General features: G+C 63.3%; 15 protein-coding genes and 1 pseudogene. 7 read left to right on the top strand and 9 right to left on the bottom strand.

What is annotated here, in order from left to right; all coding sequences use genetic code 11:
- Position 1: 1 nt before the first annotated feature.
- From WC739_RS09890 to WC739_RS09880, 3 genes are all read right to left on the bottom strand, one after another.
- Positions 2-529, bottom strand: a complete 528-nt coding sequence (locus WC739_RS09890) for a Smr/MutS family protein (RefSeq protein WP_372952846.1) — start codon at positions 527-529, stop codon at positions 2-4.
- Positions 529-1,629 (bottom strand): murein transglycosylase A, encoded by a 1,101-nt coding sequence (locus tag WC739_RS09885; RefSeq protein WP_372952845.1) that lies wholly within the window; start codon positions 1,627-1,629, stop codon positions 529-531. The genes WC739_RS09890 and WC739_RS09885 overlap by 1 nt, the downstream gene beginning before the upstream one ends.
- 125 nt (positions 1,630-1,754) lie before the next feature.
- Positions 1,755-2,459, bottom strand: a complete 705-nt coding sequence (locus tag WC739_RS09880; protein WP_372952844.1) for a Tim44/TimA family putative adaptor protein — start codon at positions 2,457-2,459, stop codon at positions 1,755-1,757.
- A 215-nt stretch (positions 2,460-2,674) separates the two neighbouring features.
- Between WC739_RS09880 and WC739_RS09875 the strand changes: the two genes are divergently transcribed.
- Together WC739_RS09875 and secB are read left to right on the top strand one after the other, a co-directional pair.
- A complete protein-coding gene (locus WC739_RS09875) occupies positions 2,675-3,175 on the top strand; it encodes an FxsA family protein (RefSeq protein WP_372952843.1) in 501 nt (166 codons plus the stop codon).
- Positions 3,176-3,297: 122 nt separating this feature from the next.
- Positions 3,298-3,801 (top strand): protein-export chaperone SecB, encoded by a 504-nt coding sequence (gene secB / locus WC739_RS09870; RefSeq protein WP_372952842.1) that lies wholly within the window; start codon positions 3,298-3,300, stop codon positions 3,799-3,801.
- A 136-nt stretch (positions 3,802-3,937) separates the two neighbouring features.
- On the opposite strand, the gene dnaQ is transcribed toward secB, so the two are convergent.
- The 5 genes from dnaQ to WC739_RS09845 all read right to left on the bottom strand — a co-directional run bounded on the left by dnaQ (position 3,938) and on the right by WC739_RS09845 (position 8,239).
- On the bottom strand, positions 3,938-4,642 hold the full coding sequence (gene dnaQ, locus WC739_RS09865; protein ID WP_372952841.1) for a DNA polymerase III subunit epsilon: 705 nt from the start codon (positions 4,640-4,642) through the stop codon (positions 3,938-3,940).
- Positions 4,643-5,078: 436 nt separating this feature from the next.
- The gene (coaE, locus tag WC739_RS09860; RefSeq protein WP_372952840.1) at positions 5,079-5,684 is read right to left on the bottom strand and encodes a dephospho-CoA kinase; all 606 of its coding nucleotides are present in this window, start codon (positions 5,682-5,684) and stop codon (positions 5,079-5,081) included.
- Complete coding sequence (locus tag WC739_RS09855; RefSeq protein ID WP_372952839.1) at positions 5,681-6,523, bottom strand: shikimate dehydrogenase; 843 nt, start codon at positions 6,521-6,523, stop codon at positions 5,681-5,683. The genes coaE and WC739_RS09855 overlap by 4 nt, the downstream gene beginning before the upstream one ends.
- Positions 6,516-7,115, bottom strand: coding sequence for a Maf-like protein (locus tag WC739_RS09850; protein WP_372952838.1), 600 nt, complete (start codon positions 7,113-7,115; stop codon positions 6,516-6,518). Before WC739_RS09850 ends, WC739_RS09855 begins: the two co-directional genes overlap by 8 nt.
- A 302-nt stretch (positions 7,116-7,417) precedes the next feature.
- Positions 7,418-8,239, bottom strand: a complete 822-nt coding sequence (locus WC739_RS09845; protein WP_372952837.1) for a pyruvate, water dikinase regulatory protein — start codon at positions 8,237-8,239, stop codon at positions 7,418-7,420.
- Positions 8,240-8,641: 402 nt separating this feature from the next.
- On the opposite strand from WC739_RS09845, the gene hemE reads away from it, so the two are divergent.
- From hemE to rho, 3 genes are all read left to right on the top strand, one after another.
- Entirely contained in the window at positions 8,642-9,676 is a 1,035-nt protein-coding gene (gene hemE / locus WC739_RS09840; protein ID WP_372952836.1) for a uroporphyrinogen decarboxylase, read from the top strand.
- Positions 9,673-10,209, top strand: a complete 537-nt coding sequence (hemJ, locus tag WC739_RS09835; RefSeq protein ID WP_372952835.1) for a protoporphyrinogen oxidase HemJ — start codon at positions 9,673-9,675, stop codon at positions 10,207-10,209. The genes hemE and hemJ overlap by 4 nt, the downstream gene beginning before the upstream one ends.
- 174 nt (positions 10,210-10,383) lie before the next feature.
- Positions 10,384-11,649, top strand: coding sequence for a transcription termination factor Rho (gene rho / locus WC739_RS09830; protein ID WP_027032049.1), 1,266 nt, complete (start codon positions 10,384-10,386; stop codon positions 11,647-11,649).
- 94 nt (positions 11,650-11,743) lie between these two features.
- Here the strand turns inward: rho and WC739_RS09825 are convergent.
- Positions 11,744-13,761, bottom strand: a pseudogene (locus WC739_RS09825) (thioredoxin domain-containing protein).
- A gap of 61 nt (positions 13,762-13,822) precedes the next feature.
- Between WC739_RS09825 and mnmE the strand changes: the two are divergent.
- Positions 13,823-15,151, top strand: coding sequence for a tRNA uridine-5-carboxymethylaminomethyl(34) synthesis GTPase MnmE (mnmE, locus tag WC739_RS09820; RefSeq protein ID WP_372952834.1), 1,329 nt, complete (start codon positions 13,823-13,825; stop codon positions 15,149-15,151).
- A 188-nt stretch (positions 15,152-15,339) separates the two neighbouring features.
- The gene (gene mnmG, locus WC739_RS09815; protein WP_372952833.1) at positions 15,340-17,211 is read left to right on the top strand and encodes a tRNA uridine-5-carboxymethylaminomethyl(34) synthesis enzyme MnmG; all 1,872 of its coding nucleotides are present in this window, start codon (positions 15,340-15,342) and stop codon (positions 17,209-17,211) included.
- Positions 17,212-17,215 lie beyond the last annotated feature (4 nt).

Genomic DNA, 17,215 nt, shown 5'->3' with positions numbered 1-17,215 from the left:
CTCATCGGACCCGGCGCAAGCGGATATAGAGCGCGCCCGAACCGCCATGGTTGCGGGCGGCATGATCATGGCTGGAAACCAGCGGCCGGAAGGCCGGCGTAGACAGCCAGGCGGGCACCGCGCGCCGCAGCACCCCGTCGCCGCCGGAAGACGAGCCCTTGCCAGTGATGACCAGCACATAGCGGATGCCGCCGGCATGCGCGCGGTGCAGGAACGAGAACAGCAGCGAATAGGCCTCGTCCTGCGTCAGTCCGTGCAGATCGACGCGGCCTTCGATGGGCAGACGGCCCTTCGCCAGCCTGTCAAGCGTCGGCTCGTCGAGGCGGTGTGTGACATGCTGGGTCTTCGGCTTCGCCGTACCCGCGGCGTTGGCGGAAGGCTCGACCGGCGCCGATGGCGTTGGCCTGGCATCAGCGGCAATGTCCAGAAAGTCGACCGCGTCCCTGCCCTTCAGTGGCTTGGCCGTGCGCGCCACCAGGTTCCACAGCACCCGGTCGTCCTCGCTGAGTTTATCTGGGCGTCTGGCCATCAGGCGGCCCCGGTCAGCGAGCGCGGCACCAGCGCGTAGAAGTCGGCGGCGTTGCGCACAACGCCGGCAATCTCGCCGGCGGCGTCGCCCGACCCGGCGAACAGATCACCCCGCGCCGGCCCGGTGATGGCCGAGCCGGTGTCCTGCGCGATCATCAGGCGGCGGAACGGCCTGCCGTCGAACGCCGTCAGCGATGGCGCATCGATGTGGAAGGGCGTGCCGAATGTGTGCAGCAGGCGATCGACCGCGATGGAGCGACCAGGCGTCAGCGGCACCTTGGCGGCCGCGATCGGACCAAGCGCTGCGTACTCGACATCGGCCTCGCGGAAGAAGATGTAGGAGCGGTTGCGCCACAGGATCTCGTCGACACGATCGGGATGCGCCTTGAACCAGGCGCGGATGGACTGCATCGTCACCTTCTCGAGCGGGATTTCACCGATCTCGCTCAAGACCTTGCCTGGACCGGTGAAGCGCTGGCCGGACTTGGCGGCGTAGGTGACGCGGCGAAGCCGGCCGTCGTTCATGGCCAGCCGCGCCGCGCCCTGCACGTGAATGAAGAAGGCATCGACCTTGTCGGCCAGCCAGGCGATTTCCAGGCCCTTGCCGGACAGCGCGCCGCGCTCGATCGCGCCACGGTCGGGATATTCGGTGAGCCCGGTCGCCGTTTGGCGCGCGAAGGCGAGATAGGGGTCCATGCCCGGAGGCCGGTTGGCGTCGTCGATATCGATGAGATCGGACGGGCGCGACAGCAACGGCACCGAGAAATCCGGAGTCCGCACCGGCGAGGCCTCGACCTCGGGCTCGTAGAAGCCGGTGACGAGGCCGGCCGCCCCATTTTCGGCGCGGATCTGTGCGGGCAGGAAATGGTGCTCGAAGAAGGCGCGGGCCTGTAACCGATTCGGCGCCGAAACAGTGCGGGCTTCGGCGTAAGCTGGCGAAAAAGCGTTGAAGTCGATGCCGAGCGAACCGGTGCGATAGGGTTTTGTCAGGACATGGAAGGCCGAGCGGCGAAACGCCTCGAAGGCGGCCAGATGGTCATCCTCGTTCCAGCCGGGGAGATCGCCGAAGGACTTTTCGACCAGGAGAGGCGACAGCGACACCGGAGCCTCGCTTGCCTAAAGCGCATCGTGTCTGGCGAGGATCATAGGAGGCGCGTCAAGCCCTGGCGTCGATGCAACCCGCTGTCCCAAAACCGCTGCGCACTTTTGGGCGACCTGCATCGGGCTCAGTCTTCCTCTTCGGTGGCGACGAGCTTCCAGTTCGGGTCGCGCGAGCGCGTGTCGCGGGCGAAGGTCCAGACATCCTTGACCTCGGCGACGGTTTCGGGATCGCCGTCGATGACGGCGCCGCCCTTGTCGCGCGTCGCCGAAATCAACTCGCTGACGATGCGCAGCGTGACATGCGCCTCGCCGCCCTTCATTTCGGCCGAAACGATGTCGGCCTTGTCGATGCCGACGAAGGAGGACTGGATCTTTTCCGCCTTGGCCTCGCGTTCGCCGATCGCGGCGACGAAGCCTTCATAGACATCGCGCGACAACAGGTTCTTCAGCGTTTTGCGATCGCCGTCGGCATAGGCCATGACGATCATCTCATAGGCCATCTTGGCGCCATCGACGAAGCTCTTGGGCTCGAAGGACGGGTCATTGTCCTTGATCGTCCGCAGGCCCTTGTTGAGGTCGCTGTCGGGCTTGGCGAAGGCGTCGATCGCCGCATAGGTGTCGGTGGCCGGCTCGCCGGGCAACCGCTTGCGCGGCAGCGACACCACATTTTCCGGTTTCTGGGCAGGATCCTTGTCGGTCCGAGCCGCCGTATAGGGATCGAAGGGCGGCCGTTCGTTGCCGGTGCGACGGCCCAGCACATTGCGCAACTGGAAAAAGATGACCACCGCCGCAACCAGGAAGAAAATCGTGCCGAAGTCGAAGAATCCCATATCTTCCGCCAATCAATCCCTGCCCGTGGCCGGACCGTCCGCCCAGTGGAGGGCCGCGGTCGCATAGCGTTCAACATTCAAAGCATATAGAACGCAAGGCGCAATCATTCAAATCAAAGGCAGGCATACCTATCTAACGGGCTCAGTGCCAGCGGCGATTGCTCGCCGCGTCCAAATCAATAGAAACGGCCACCGTTCGAAAAGGCTGGCAAGACTTGCGCATTTCATTCCTCCCAGTTTTCCTCCTTGCGCTTCCGCTTCTGGAAATCGCCGGCTTCGTGGTCGTCGGACGCCAGATCGGCGCGCTGGCGACAGTCGGCCTGGTGCTGGCCTCGAGCATCGCCGGCGCGATGCTGCTCAGGCACCAGGGCCTCGGCGTCATGATGCGGGCGCGCGCCGAGATGGACGCGGGTCGGGATCCGAGCCGGCAACTCGCGCATGGCGTCATGATCGTGCTGGCGGCGATCCTGTTGATCATCCCGGGATTCATATCCGACATTTTCGGCCTGCTGCTGTTCCTGCCGCCGGTGCGCGACCTGGCCTGGCGTTCGCTGAAGAGCCGCGTCGTGGTGGCCACCAATTTCAGCGCCGGCGGGTTTCGCGGCCGAGGGCGAACCAGGACCATCGACCTCGACGATGGCGATTATTCGCGCGGCGACGACACCACGCGCGGACCCGACCCCAACTCGCCCTGGCGCGGCCTCAGGGACGAATGAGGCGCTGCCCGCCGGGCTTGCGGGACGCGAGCGCCAACCTTGTCTTGTCATGCCGGCCATGGTAGCGAACGCCCGATTTCAATTCGGTCAGCACTGCTGCCCAGGCAAAAGGACGACGGCTCATGGCCAGCAATGATGACGCGCCGATTGGCGCTGCCAACGGAAACGGCAACGGTGCGGCGCAGCCGTCGCTGAACGTGCTGGCCCAGTATGTGAAGGATCTTTCCTTCGAAAGTCCCGGCGCACCGAATTCGCTGCGCGGCCGCGACAAGGCGCCCGGCATCGCCATCAACGTCAATGTCAACGCCAACCCGCTCTCCGACAAGCAGTTCGACGTCAACCTGACGCTGAACGCCAAGGCTTCCTTCGACCAGGAAGTGCTGTTCAATGTCGAGCTGGTCTATGGCGGCGTGTTCGCGATCAGCGGCTTCCCGCAGGAACATATGCTGCCGATCCTGTTCATCGAGTGCCCGCGCCTGCTGTTCCCCTTCGCCCGCCAGATCATCGCCGAGGCAACGCGCAATGGCGGCTTCCCGCCGCTGATGCTCGACCCGATCGATTTCGCGCAGATGTTCCAGCAGAAGCTGGCCGAGGACCAGGCCGCGACCAAGGTCCAGGTCAGCTAAGGCAGCTGCGCACTTCGATTTGAAAAGCCCGGCCTTCGTGCCGGGTTTTTTGTTGGAAGCAACATCTGCGATTGGTTGTCGGGCAACCGTCCCTTCGTCATCCTGGGCCGGAGCAAGGAGCGAAGCAAAGCGCTCGTCAGCCAGCCGCAACCTTCAGCCAGAGCGCCTTTTCGCCCAGCGTGGCGACCATGCCGGCATGGGCGTCGCGCTCGGCCTCGCTGAGGCGCGACGGCAAGGGCGACGGACGCTGGACGACGATGATTTCGATCTGGCGGACATTCTCCCTGCCCTGTGCCGGCGCGGTCGCGCTGTCGAGCCCAAGCGCCGCCTGCTTGCCGCCGATGAGCTCGATATAGACCTCGGCCAGCAGCTCGGAATCGAGCAGGGCGCCATGCTTGGTGCGCCTGGCGTTGTCGATGCCGTAGCGGCGGCAAAGCGCGTCGAGCGAATTGGGGCCCATCGGATGCTTGCGGCGCGCCAGCGCCAGCGTGTCGACGACGCGGCCATTGTCGATGACGGGGTGGCCCAGCCGGCCGAATTCGACATTGAGGAAGCCGACGTCGAAGGTGGCATTGTGGGCGACCAGCCGGGCGCCTTCGGTGAAGGCCAGCCATTCCTGCGCGATTTCGGCAAAGGTCGGCTTGCCCGCGAGGTCCGCGGCGCTGATGCCATGCACCGCCTGCGCCTCGGCGTGGATCGGGCGGCCCTGCGGATTGATGTAGTGGTGGAAGGTCCTGCCGGTCGGGAAACGATTGACCAGCTCGACGCCGCCGAGCTCGATCACGCGGTCGTCGCGCGAGTCCAGCCCAGTGGTTTCCGTGTCGAAGATGATCTCACGCATCGAATCAGGTGCTCCTGGAAGCAGAATCACGAGGCGGGAACAAAATGGCAATGGGAAACGAAGCGGGTGCGGACAATGACTACAGGTTTGCGCCGCCCCTGCCATGCTAACCGGTTCGCCAAGCCGCCTGTTCCTCCAAAACAGCGCTGACGCTGCCCCTCATCTGGCTGCCGCCATCTTCTCCCCGTGGACGGCTACGCTATGCACACATCTTCTGTGATTGGCGTGACTGATCAGCACGAGGCTTGATCGCCACGTGGTTCCCCCAATCCGTCGCTGCCTCGCAGCGCCACCTTTCCCCCCTCCGGAGGGAAAGGAAGGGAGCGCTTCTGGAGAGGCGTTGACGGCAAAGGGCTTGGCGCCTTTCCTCTACCCCGTCGATCGGGGGAGAGGTGGCTCGGCGAAGCCGAGACGGAGTGGGGGTCGACCAGCGCATCTAACCAGAAGTGTCAGGGAGCCGGCTGCCTATGAGTTCCGCAATGATCGCATCGACTTGCGCACGCGCCGCGTCCATGCCTTGCCCGGTGTCGATGACGAAATCGGCCCGACGGCGCTTGTCGGCGTCCGGCACCTGCCTGGCCAGGATCGCAGCCAGCTTTGCTTCCGTCATGCCCGGCCGCGCCAGCACGCGCTCGCGTTGGACTTCCGCCGGGGCGGTGACGACGACGACCTTGTCCACGCGTGGCCGACCACCGGTTTCGAACAGCAGCGGGATATCCAGGACCACGACCGATTCGCCGGCGTTACGATGCTTGGCCAGGAACGCCTCGGCATCGGCGCGCACCAACGGATGGATGATGGCTTCAAGCCGCTTCAAGGCGTCGGTATCGCCCAGGACACGGGCGCCAAGCCTGGCGCGGTCGACCACGCCCGCATCCGTCACTCCAGGAAAGGCCGCTTCGACCAGTGGCGCTGCCTTGCCGGCATAAAGGCGGTGCACGGCCTCGTCGGAATCGTGAACCGGCACGCCGGCCTCGGCGAACATCCTGGCCGTGGTCGACTTGCCCATGCCGATCGATCCGGTGAGGCCGAGCACGATCATGGCTTCGGCACCAGATCGGCGACGATGAGCGCACGGAGCCCGGCCGTGACTTGCGGCCTGACGCCGAACCAGCGTTCGAAGCCGGGTACGGCCTGGTGCAACAGCATGCCGAGCCCATCGACGGTCTTCAGGCCGCGCGCCCGGGCAGCGGCGAGCAGCGGCGTCTCGAGCGGCACATAGACGATATCGGTGACGATGGCGTGGTCGGGCAATCCGGACGGATCGGCGGACAGGCCCTCATTGCCATGCATGCCAAGCGCCGTCGTGTTGACCAGCAGGCCAGCGTCCGCCAGGAGTTCGCCCGTTGCCTCCAGGCCGTGGGCGGTGACGCCGGCGCCGAAACGGTCGCGCAATTCCCGCGCCCGGGCGAGCGTGCGGTTGACGATGCGGATATCACTGACGCCCCGCTGCTTAAGTGCATGGATGACCGCGCGCGATGCGCCGCCGGCGCCGAGCACCAACGCCGGGCCATTGGCGGCCCAACCCGGCGCTTGGTCATCCAGATTGGCGGCGAAGCCATGGGCGTCGGTGTTGCCGCCCCACAGATCGCCGTCCTCGAACCACAGCGTGTTGACGGCGCCAATCTGTTCGGCGGCGCCGTCGCGGCGGGCGACTTGCGCGAAAGCGGCCTCCTTATGCGGAATGGTGACGTTGCCGCCTTGGTAGCCATTCTTCCGAAGGCTCGCCAGGAATTCGGCAAAGTCCGCCGGTGCTACATCGATCGCCTCGTAGCTGCCGTCGATGCCGTGTTCGGCCAGCCAGTGGCCATGGATTTTGGGCGAGCGCGAATGCTTGATCGGATGGCCGGCAACGAACGCTTTCCTGGTCGCCTCAGCCATCGATCGCCCCCAAATTGCGCAGTTCGGCCAGCAGCGGCAGCAGCGGCAGGCCGACAATGGTAAAATGGTCGCCCTCGATCCTGTCGAACAATTGCAGGCCTTCGCCCTCGATCTGATAGGCGCCGACGCTCGAAAGCGCCTTGGCGCCGACACGCGCGAGGTGGCGGCCGATGAACGCCGGTTCGAGCTTGCGCATGGTCATCGAGGCGATGCCGACATGGCGCCACAACACGTTGCCGTCACGAACCAGCACCGCTGCGCTGTTGAGCTGGTGGGTCCTGCCCGACAGCGCCAAGAGATGGCGCCGCGCGCCCTCCATGTCGGCCGGCTTGTGGAACATTTCGTCGCCGAGCGACAGAGTCTGGTCGCAACCCAGCACCAGCGCGCCCGGCCTGCGCTCGCTCACGTCCGTGGCCTTGGCCTCGGCCAGCACCAGGGCGACGTCCTCGGGCGAAACGCCGCTATGCTGCAACGGCGCCTCGAGCGCGCGCTCGTCGACATCGGCCGGCACCGCTTCGACGTCGACGCCGGCATTGACAAGCATCGCCTTGCGAAACCGACTGCCTGAAGCGAGGATGATTTTTTCGGTCATGGTGCGCCTGATTACCCGTCGAGTTGTTTATCCAAGAAGTAAACCGTTGCGCCCGTCGCCTCTGTCACGGCATGGATCCTAGGGTCCCCGCCACGTCGCTTCGCGACTGCTCCGCCCTAGGATGACGAAGGCGCAATGGTTGATGGCCAATCACCAATGTTGGCGATTGGCAGGGACGACCCTCGCTTCGTCATCCTAGGGCGAAGCAAGGAGCGCAGCGACGCAGCGCAGACCCTAGGATCCATGCCGCGACCTTCGAGCGTCGCGACGGTGGACGTTGGCGACGCGCAACCCGGCCCCGTCTATCTATTCTTGCCCCTCAGGGCAACGATCGCCGCAGCCGTTTCCTCGATCGAGCGGCGGCTGACGTCGATCATCGGCCAGCCATGGCGGGTGCAGATCTGGCGGGCGTAGGCGAGTTCCTCGGTGATGGCGGCGCGGTCGACATAGTCGCCCGCCTCGTAGGAACCGCTGTTGCCGAGAATGCGGTTTTGCCGGACATGCGAGATCCGCTCGGCGGTGGCGATCAATCCGACGACCAGCGGCGTCTTGGCATTGACCAGGCTTTCGGGCACCGGCACGCCGAGCACGATCGGGATGTTGGCGGTCTTGATGCCCCGGTTGGCGAGATAGATGCTGGTCGGCGTCTTCGAAGTGCGCGAGATGCCGACCAGCACGACATCGGCATCGTCCATGTTGAGGGGCAGCTGGCCGTCATCATGGTCCATGGTGAAGTTCAACGCGTCGATGCGGCGGAAATATTCGGCATCGAGGACATGCTGGGCGCCGACGCGGCGGCCGGCCGGCGTGCCGAGATAGGACTGGAACACGGTGAGCACCGGTTCGAGCACCGAGACACAGGGTAGGCCCATGGTGGCGCAGCGCTCGTCGATGCCGCGGGCCAGCTTCTGGTCGACGACCGTATAGAGGATGATGCCCGGTTCCTCCTCGATGTCCTCGAACACCTTTGCCACCTGCTTTTCGGTGCGGATCAGCGGATAAATGTGCTCGATGGCGCGCGCATCCTTGTATTGCGCCGAAGCGGCGCGCCCGGCGGCAAGCAGCGTTTCGCCGGTCGCGTCGGAAATCAGATGCAGGTGGAAGAAGCTCTGGGGTTTGTTCACAGGGGGCACCTGGGGCTGTGGGCTTGTGTGGATAAAGCCGGGCGAAAAGACCGGCTGGTCGGAAGCGACTGTATCAGATGGCTAGATGTCCACAATTCGATGCGCTGTCAGCTTCGTCGGGCGCCTGGGGACAAGTCCGGGGACAGGTTTTCCCGACCTGCTTCCATCCACAGGGCCAATCCTGCCCGAACTATTCAAGGCATTGACTCCAAAGACCGATTCCGGACTGTCCCCAGAACCCTACAATCCCGAAAGACAAGCGCGCGACAATATGCTTGCTGGTGTTTTCCGGGGCAAAGCGGGACAGGTGACAACCACCACAACCAACAGACTCTTAGAATCAGAAGAATCTTAGATATAAGAATCTTTAAGATTATAGGGAGGCTGGGAGAGGCGAACTCGATGGCGCAAAGCCGGATCATGCTGGACGTGCTGAAGGGCGAGGCGGTGTTTCCACCGCCGCTCTGGATGATGCGCCAGGCCGGGCGCTATCTGCCCGAGTACCGGGAGACCCGCAAACGCGCCGGTTCGTTTCTCGACCTCTGCTACAATCCCGACCTTGCCGTCGAAGTGACGCTGCAGCCTATCGAACGCTTCGGCTTCGATGCATCGATCCTGTTCTCCGACATCCTCGTCGTTCCGCATGCGCTTGGCCGGGACGTGCGTTTCGAGGAAGGGCGAGGCCCGCTTTTGACACCGATCACGGCAGCCGAGATCTTGGCTCTGGAGAGCAAGGTGTTTCACGTGAATCTCGAACCGGTCTACGAGACGGTCCGCAGGCTGCGGGCAAGATTGCCCGGCGAGACCACGCTGATCGGCTTCTGCGGCGCGCCGTGGACTGTGGCGACCTACATGATCGCCGGCCACGGCACACCGGACCAAGCGCCGGCGCGGCTGTTTGCCTATCGCGAGCCGGCGGCCTTTCAACGCCTGCTGAAAGTGCTCGCCGATCATTCGGCCGCTTATCTCATTCGCCAGATCGAGGCGGGCGCCGACGTGGTGCAGATTTTCGATTCCTGGTCGGGCGTGCTCGATGATGCCTGCTTCGATCGGTTCTGCGTCGAACCGGTGGCGGAGATCGTCAGGCAGGTCAGCGCTGTCCATCCGGAGGTTCCGATCATCGGTTTTCCAAAGGGCGCCGGGGCTCGCTACCAGAGCTATCGCCAGAAGACCGGCGTGACGGGGCTGGGGATCGACTGGACGGTGCCCCTGGAGGCAGCGAAGGATTTGCAACGCTCCGGGGCAGTGCAAGGCAACCTCGATCCCTTGCGGCTCGTGGCTGGCGGCAAGGCCCTGTCCGATGGCGTCGAGACGATCCTCGGGGCGCTCGGCGATGGGCCGCTGATCTTCAATCTCGGGCATGGCATCACGCCGGAGACGCCGGTGGCGCATGTCGAGGCCATGGTGAAACTGGTGCGGAGCGCGACACGCCGATGAGCGAGATGAAAAACACGAACGGTACCGGCCACGCGATGATGCGCATGATTTTGAGCCTTGGCGTCCTGGTTGTCCTGGCGGCGCTGCTTTTTTTCGTCGCGCCCGACGATTTCTATCCCTGGGCGAAGGCGATCCATGTGCTGGCCATCATCGCATGGATGGCGGGCATGCTCTATCTGCCGCGGCTGCTGGTCTATCATGCGGATGCCGAGAAGGGGTCCGTCCAGTCCGAAACCTTCAAGGTGATGGAGCGGCGCCTGCTGCGCGGCATCATCAATCCGGCGATGATCGTGACCTGGGTTTTCGGGCTGTGGCTTGCCTGGAAAGGCTTTGCGTTCCAGGGCGGTTGGCTGCACGCCAAGATCGCCGCGGTGATCCTGCTGTCGGCGGTTCATGGCTATCTTGCCGGCGCGGTCCGCAAATTCGCCGATGACCGCAACGAAAAGACGGCTCGGCACTGGCGAATCGTCAACGAGATCCCCACATTGCTGATGATCGCCATCGTGATCCTGGTTGTCGTCAAGCCGTTCTGAGGCCTTTCAGCCCGCAAAACGCGGCTTGCTCTTTCACTCGACCGACGATAAAAGACGGGTCTTCCTTCCCGTCATGCGCCGCCCTTCATTGCTTTCGGCCGCGCCCGGCATTTGTCGCATCCCGTCGATATCCTCCCAAAGATTACCCAGACTCCATCTATTCAAGGTCCGTCTATGCAAGAAATGAAACTCGCAGAGTTCAAGAACAAGAAGCCGCCAGAGCTGATCGCCTATGCCGAATCGCTTGAGGTCGAAAACGCCAGCGTCATGCGCAAGCAGGAGCTGATGTTCGCGATCCTGAAGAAACTGGCCGCACAGGACGTCGAGATCATCGGCGACGGCGTGGTCGAGGTGCTGCAGGACGGTTTCGGTTTCCTGCGCTCGGCCAATGCCAATTACCTGCCAGGTCCCGACGACATCTACATTTCGCCGTCGCAAATCCGGCGCTTTTCGCTGAAGACCGGCGATACGGTCGAAGGACCGATCCGCAGCCCGAAAGAGGGCGAGCGCTATTTCGCGCTGCTCAAGGTCAACACGATCAATTTCGACGACCCCGAAAAGATCCGCCACAAGATCCATTTCGACAATCTGACGCCGCTCTACCCGACCTCGCGGCTGAAGATGGAAATGGAGGTTCCGACTTCCAAGGACATCTCTGCCCGCGTGATCGACCTGGTGGCGCCGCTGGGCAAGGGCCAGCGCGCTTTGATCGTCGCGCAGCCGCGCACGGGTAAAACCGTCCTGTTGCAGAACATCGCCCATTCGATCACCACCAACCATCCGGAATGCTACCTGATCGTGCTTCTCATCGATGAGCGGCCGGAGGAAGTGACCGACATGCAGCGCTCGGTGAAGGGCGAGGTCGTCTCCTCGACCTTCGACGAGCCGGCGGTGCGCCACGTGCAGGTCGCCGAGATGGTCATCGAGAAGGCCAAGCGCCTGGTCGAGCATGGCCGCGACGTCGTCATCCTGCTGGATTCGATCACGCGTCTTGGCCGCGCCTACAACACCGTGGTGCCGTCATCGGGCAAGGTGCTGACCGGTGGTGTCGACGCCAACGCGCTGCAGCGCCCTAAGCGCTTCTTCGGCGCCGCGCGCAACATCGAGGAAGGTGGTTCGCTGACCATCATCGCGACAGCGCTGATCGATACCGGCAGCCGTATGGACGAAGTCATCTTCGAAGAGTTCAAGGGCACCGGCAATTCGGAAATCGTGCTCGACCGCAAGGTGGCCGACAAGCGCATCTACCCGGCCATGGATATTCTCAAATCCGGCACCCGCAAGGAAGACCTGCTGGTGGCGCGTTCGGACCTGCAGAAGATCTTCGTGCTGCGCCGCATCCTGGCCCCGATGGGAACGACCGACGCGATCGAGTTCCTGATCGACAAGCTCAAGCAGACCAAGACCAATGCCGACTTCTTCGATTCGATGAACACCTGACGATCGGGCCGAGGGCCTTTCCACCTATTATCGAACCCCATTCCGGCACCGGAATGGGGTTTTCATTGTCGGGTAACCGAAGCTGCAATGTCGGCTATTGGCAGCGCAGCATTTGTTGCAGTTCCACGGGGTCGCTTATCATCGGCAGGCAGACCTGGCCGGTGCAAAGCCAGGCGCCGGCCGCGCTCGTCGGCGGCAGAACACCGCCGGGCAGCAAAGATCGATTCGTTTCCGAACCGATCGCGACGACAATATCGACGCGACGCGGATCGGGATTTCGATTCGCCACCGGAACGAGGGTCGGGTTCGCCAGATCGTCGACAAGCACGAGCTTTAACGGCTCGATGGCCAGGGCGCTGGCATTGACGATGCCCGCCTGCCCATGGGCCTGATGCGCGGCGCGTCCTGATGCATGTTCGGCAATTGTCCAGGCTTTTTCCTGCAGGCGGAGATCGCCGGTGACGGAGGCAAGACGGACCAGCGCCTCGATGATCTGGCCGGTGGCCGAGGGTATCGCTTCATCGACATCGCCCCGGATGCGGATTGGCACATCGGTGCTGTCAGACGCAGTCAGATAATAGCCGGCGCCGTTGGCATCGGCATGCCAGAGATCGAGCTGTTCGATGAAGCGCATGGCCTGATCGATGTAGGTCCAGTCACCCGACGCTTCGAACAGCGAGATTGCCGCGTTGGCCATGGCGGCATAGTCACTCGACAAGGCAGGGAACAGTTTCCGGCTGCCAAGCATCGAATGCGGCAAGCGTCCATCGCGGCTGGACGTCGCGATATGGGCGAAGGCCTGCGCGGCGGCGTCGATCCAGTCGGGCCGCCCCAGTGCGCGGCCGGCCTCGGCCAGGGCCGCGATCATCTGGCCATTCCAGTCGGTGAGGGTCTTGGCATCGAGGCCTGGGCGGACCCGCCCTTCCCTTGTTGCCAGAAGTTTCGCCTTCAGGGCCTGGAGCCGATCGCGCTCGGCCATGCTTCGCGTCTGCTGGCCCGGGGTCTGATGGACGATCGGCTTGCCTTCCCATCCGTCTGGGCCAGAGAGCGTGAAGTAATTGAAAAACAAGGTCGAATCGTCACCCAGGGCAGCTACTATCTGTTCCTTGCTCCAGGTGTAGAAAAGCCCTTCTTCGCCATCGCTGTCAGCATCGAGGCTGGATGCAAACGCGCCGCCGTCGACGCGCATCTCGCGCAGCAGCCAGTCGACTGTCTCTTCGATTCGTACCCGGAACAATTCATTGCCGCTTGCCGCAAAGGCCCAGTTGCAGAAGCGGATCAGCTGGGCGTTGTCGTAAAGCATCTTCTCGAAATGCGGCACCAGCCACTCGGTATCGGTTGAGTAGCGGCTTAGGCCGCCGCCGACATGATCGTAGATGCCACCGCCCAACATACGCTCGAGGCTGAGCAGCACATCGTCGCGATGGCGGGGATCGCCGTCCCGCAGCCATGACAGCACAACGTCAGCATGAACGGTGCATTGGCGAACTTCGGGGCGCCGCGCAGGCCGCCGAGCTCGTGGTCAATCATGTCACCGATGCCCCTGGCAAGCTCTGCCAGCGTGCCGCGGTCGAGCGCGGTTGCGGCGTATGAACCGGCAAGCCTTGTCTCGACATGAGAGGTCAGGCCGTCGGCCCTCTGGTTCAGGCTCTCCCGCTTCTCCCGCCAGGCCTTATCTACCGCCTGCATCACCTGGATGAAGCCTGGGCGGCCATAGCGCGGCTCGCGGGGAAAATAGGTGCCGCCCCAGAACGGCTTGCCGTCCGGCGTCAGGAACATCGTCAGCGGCCAGCCGCCCTGCTCGCCCATCGACGACAGCGCCGCCATGTAGATCTGGTCGATGTCCGGCCGCTCCTCGCGGTCGACCTTGATATTGACGAACAGACGGTTCATGACGGCGGCGACGTCGTCGTGCTCGAAGCTCTCGTGCGCCATCACATGGCACCAGTGGCAGGCCGCATAGCCGACCGACAGCAGGATGGGCCGGTCGAGGGCCTTCGCTTCATCCAGCGAAGCAGGCGACCAGGCCCGCCAATGCACCGGATTGCCGCTGTGCTGCCGCAGGTACGGGCTGGCCTCTTCGGCAAGCAGGTTGCTCTGAGGCAATGTCACGGTGTTACTCCGGTATGGATGGCTGCAGCGCGTAACTAGGGCGGTTCGATAGAGCGGGCAAATGATTTCAGGTACTTCGATCGTGGCGCTGTCAAGCGGCCGGCTTCCCGCCGGTGTCGCCGTGATCCGGATATCGGGGCCGCAGACTCGATTCGTAGTCGAAACGATTGCGGGCCGCTTCGTTGGGGAACGGGTGGCGATGCTGCGGAAGCTTCGGGCACCGGATGGAACGCTGCTCGACACAGGTCTCGTCGTGTTCTTTCCGGGACCGGCCAGTTTTACCGGCGAGGATGTCGCCGAATTCCACGTTCATGGCGGGCGTGCCGTGGTGAAAAAGGTCCTGGAGACCATCGCCGGGTTCGATGGCGTCAGACATGCGGAACCCGGTGAATTCACGCGCCGTGGCTTTCTCAACGGCAAGATGGACCTGGTCGAGACGGAGGCGCTCGCCGATCTCGTCAATGCCGAGACCGAAGCCCAGCGACGCTTTGCCGTCCGGAATGCCGAGGGCGTGCAGAGCGAACTTTACCTGGGTTGGCGTCGCCGGTTGATCCATGGGCGAGCCATGATCGAGGCGGAGATCGACTTCGCCGACGAGGATGATGTACCTGGTTCCGTTTCGGATACGGTTTGGTTGGACATTCGGTCGATGATCGAGGAGATCGATCGACATATTGCCGGGTTTCGATCGGCTGAGATCATTCGGGATGGTTTCGAAGTCGTCATCCTCGGTCCGCCCAACGCCGGCAAGTCGAGTCTGTTCAACGCCTTGACGCAGCGCGATGCAGCTATCGTAACGGATGAGCCAGGCACGACCCGCGATCTTCTTGAAGTGACACTTGAACTAGAGGGGATTCGCGTCAGGCTGACAGACACGGCGGGATTGCGCGATGGACCGGGGAGAATCGAGGCGATTGGCATCGAGAAGGCCAGGGCCAAGGCCGACAAGGCCGATCTGTTGCTGTTGCTGCGTGACCTGGCGGACCCGGTTGATTTGGCCATTCCGGACACCGTACCGGCGCTGCGCGTCGGGACCAAGGTCGATCTGTTGGACGCGGAGGCAGCTCGGGATGCGGCCAGTCGATACGACTTCGTCATATCGGTCGTCAGTGGGGCCGGTTTCCAGGATCTACTGAGCGAGATCGGCCGGCGTGCGGCGGATGCAGCGGGCAATGTTGGCGATGTTCTGCCTTCCAGGCTACGCCATGTAGAGCTGCTCAGCGAAGCAAGTCGCCATTTGCGTCGTGCGCTCGGTGGGCACTCCGCAGGTCAGGAGCTGCGGGCCGAGGAACTGAGGCTGGCAGCCGACCAGCTCGGTCGAATAGTCGGCGCCGTTGATGTCGAGGACCTCCTCGATGTTATCTTCTCGCAGTTCTGTATAGGGAAATGACTCACGTGAAACATCGGCGCCGGGTGTTTCCATGATTCACGTGAAACAGCCGGTTAAGAGTGATCCGAGTAAAACAGCCATATGGAGCGGTTAGCTTGTTTCACGTGAAACGATGCACCGAGTTTTCTTGACAGCCAAGTCCAGCAAGGACATGTGTCGGCCGAATCATTGAGTCCGGGATATTTGGAATGACCGATCGCTATGATGTGATTGTTGTCGGCGGCGGCCATGCGGGTTGCGAAGCGGCCAGTGCGGCAGCGCGCGCCGGCGCGAAGACGGCCTTGGTGACGCTGCGCTTCGATACGATCGGCGTGATGTCCTGCAATCCGGCCATTGGCGGGCTTGGCAAGGGTCATCTGGTCCGCGAGATTGACGCCATGGACGGGCTCATGGGTCGTGTGGCCGATGCCGCAGGCATCCAGTTCCGCTTGCTCAACCGGCGCAAGGGTCCGGCGGTGCGCGGGCCGCGCACCCAGGCTGACAGGAAACTGTATCGGCTGGCGATGCAGGAAGCGATTCGGCAGCAGAACGATCTCGATGTTGTCGAAGGCGAGGTCCTCGATTTCGAAATCGACGACGGCCAGATCGCAGCCGTCCTTCTGGCTGACGGCCGCAGGCTGGCCTGCGGCGCGGTTGTTCTGACGACCGGAACCTTCCTACGCGGGCTCATTCATATCGGCGAGAAGAAGATTGTCGCCGGTCGCGTGAACGAGCAGGCGAGCCATGGCCTGTCGGCGACGATGACGCGGATTGGGTTTGCGCTCGGAAGGCTTAAGACGGGAACGCCGCCTCGCCTCGACGGTCGCACCATCGATTGGGCATCGCTGGAGAGCCAAGCAGCGGATGAGGATCCGGTGCCGTTCTCGCTGATGACCGATCGCATCGAGACGCCCCAGATCGAGTGCGGCATCACCCGGACCACATCCGCCACGCATGAATTGATCCGCGCCAACCTCGGCCGTTCCGCCATGTATTCCGGGTCGATCGAAGGCGTGGGTCCGCGCTACTGCCCGTCTATCGAGGACAAGATCGTCAAGTTCGGTGACCGCGACGGCCACCAGATCTTCCTGGAGCCGGAAGGGCTCGATGACGACACCGTCTATCCAAACGGTATCTCGACCTCCCTGCCCGAGGATGTGCAACTCGATATGCTGAAAACCATTCCCGGGCTGGAACGAGCGGTGATGCTGCAACCCGGCTACGCCATCGAGTATGATCATGTCGATCCGCGCGAACTGCATAAGACGCTTGAGACGAAGCGCATTGCCGGGCTTTTCCTGGCGGGACAGATCAACGGGACGACCGGTTATGAGGAAGCTGCGGGCCAAGGCCTGCTGGCGGGGCTGAATGCGGCCCGGAAGGCGTCGGGCTCAGAGCAGATCGTGCTCAGCCGCACCGAGGCCTATATCGGGGTCATGGTCGACGACCTGACCAGCCGCGGCATCAGTGAACCCTATCGCATGTTCACCTCGCGAGCCGAGTTCAGGTTGTCGCTGCGCGCCGACAACGCGGACGAGCGTCTGACGCCCCTCGCCATGAAGCTGGGGATTGCGTCGGCGGAACGGATGCAGCGTTATGCTTACTTGATGCAGCGGCTCGACGCGGCCCGTGAGCTGGCGAAATCGCTGACGATGACGCCTAATGAAGCGGCGCGGCATGGGCTGGAGATCAATCGCGACGGCGTGCGCCGGTCCGGCTATGAATTGCTCGCCTATCCCGACGTCAATGTCGTATGGCTGTCCAAGGTCGAGCCGAAGTTTGCTGCAATCGATGCAAAGACCGCCGAGCGGCTCGAAACGGAGGCGAAATATTCGGTCTATCTCGATCGCCAGAAGGCGGATGTTGTCCATATCAGGGGCGAGGAGAGCCGGTTGATTCCTGAAACTGTCGTTTTCAGCGCCGTTCCTGGGCTATCCAATGAGCTGAAACAGAAAATGCATGCGCGGCGCCCGCGGTCGATAGCCGATGCCCAGCGAATGGAAGGCATGACACCAGCCGCGCTTGCCATAATCATCGCGCATGTCCGGCAGCATGAAAGTGCTCGGAAGGACGTCGCGTGAGTGC

The sequence above is a fragment of the Mesorhizobium sp. genome, assembly GCF_041661565.1.
In the GTDB taxonomy this organism is placed as follows: domain Bacteria; phylum Pseudomonadota; class Alphaproteobacteria; order Rhizobiales; family Rhizobiaceae; genus Mesorhizobium.
Note: the sequence above shows the minus strand (reverse complement) of the source record. Positions and strands in the feature narration are given on the sequence as shown.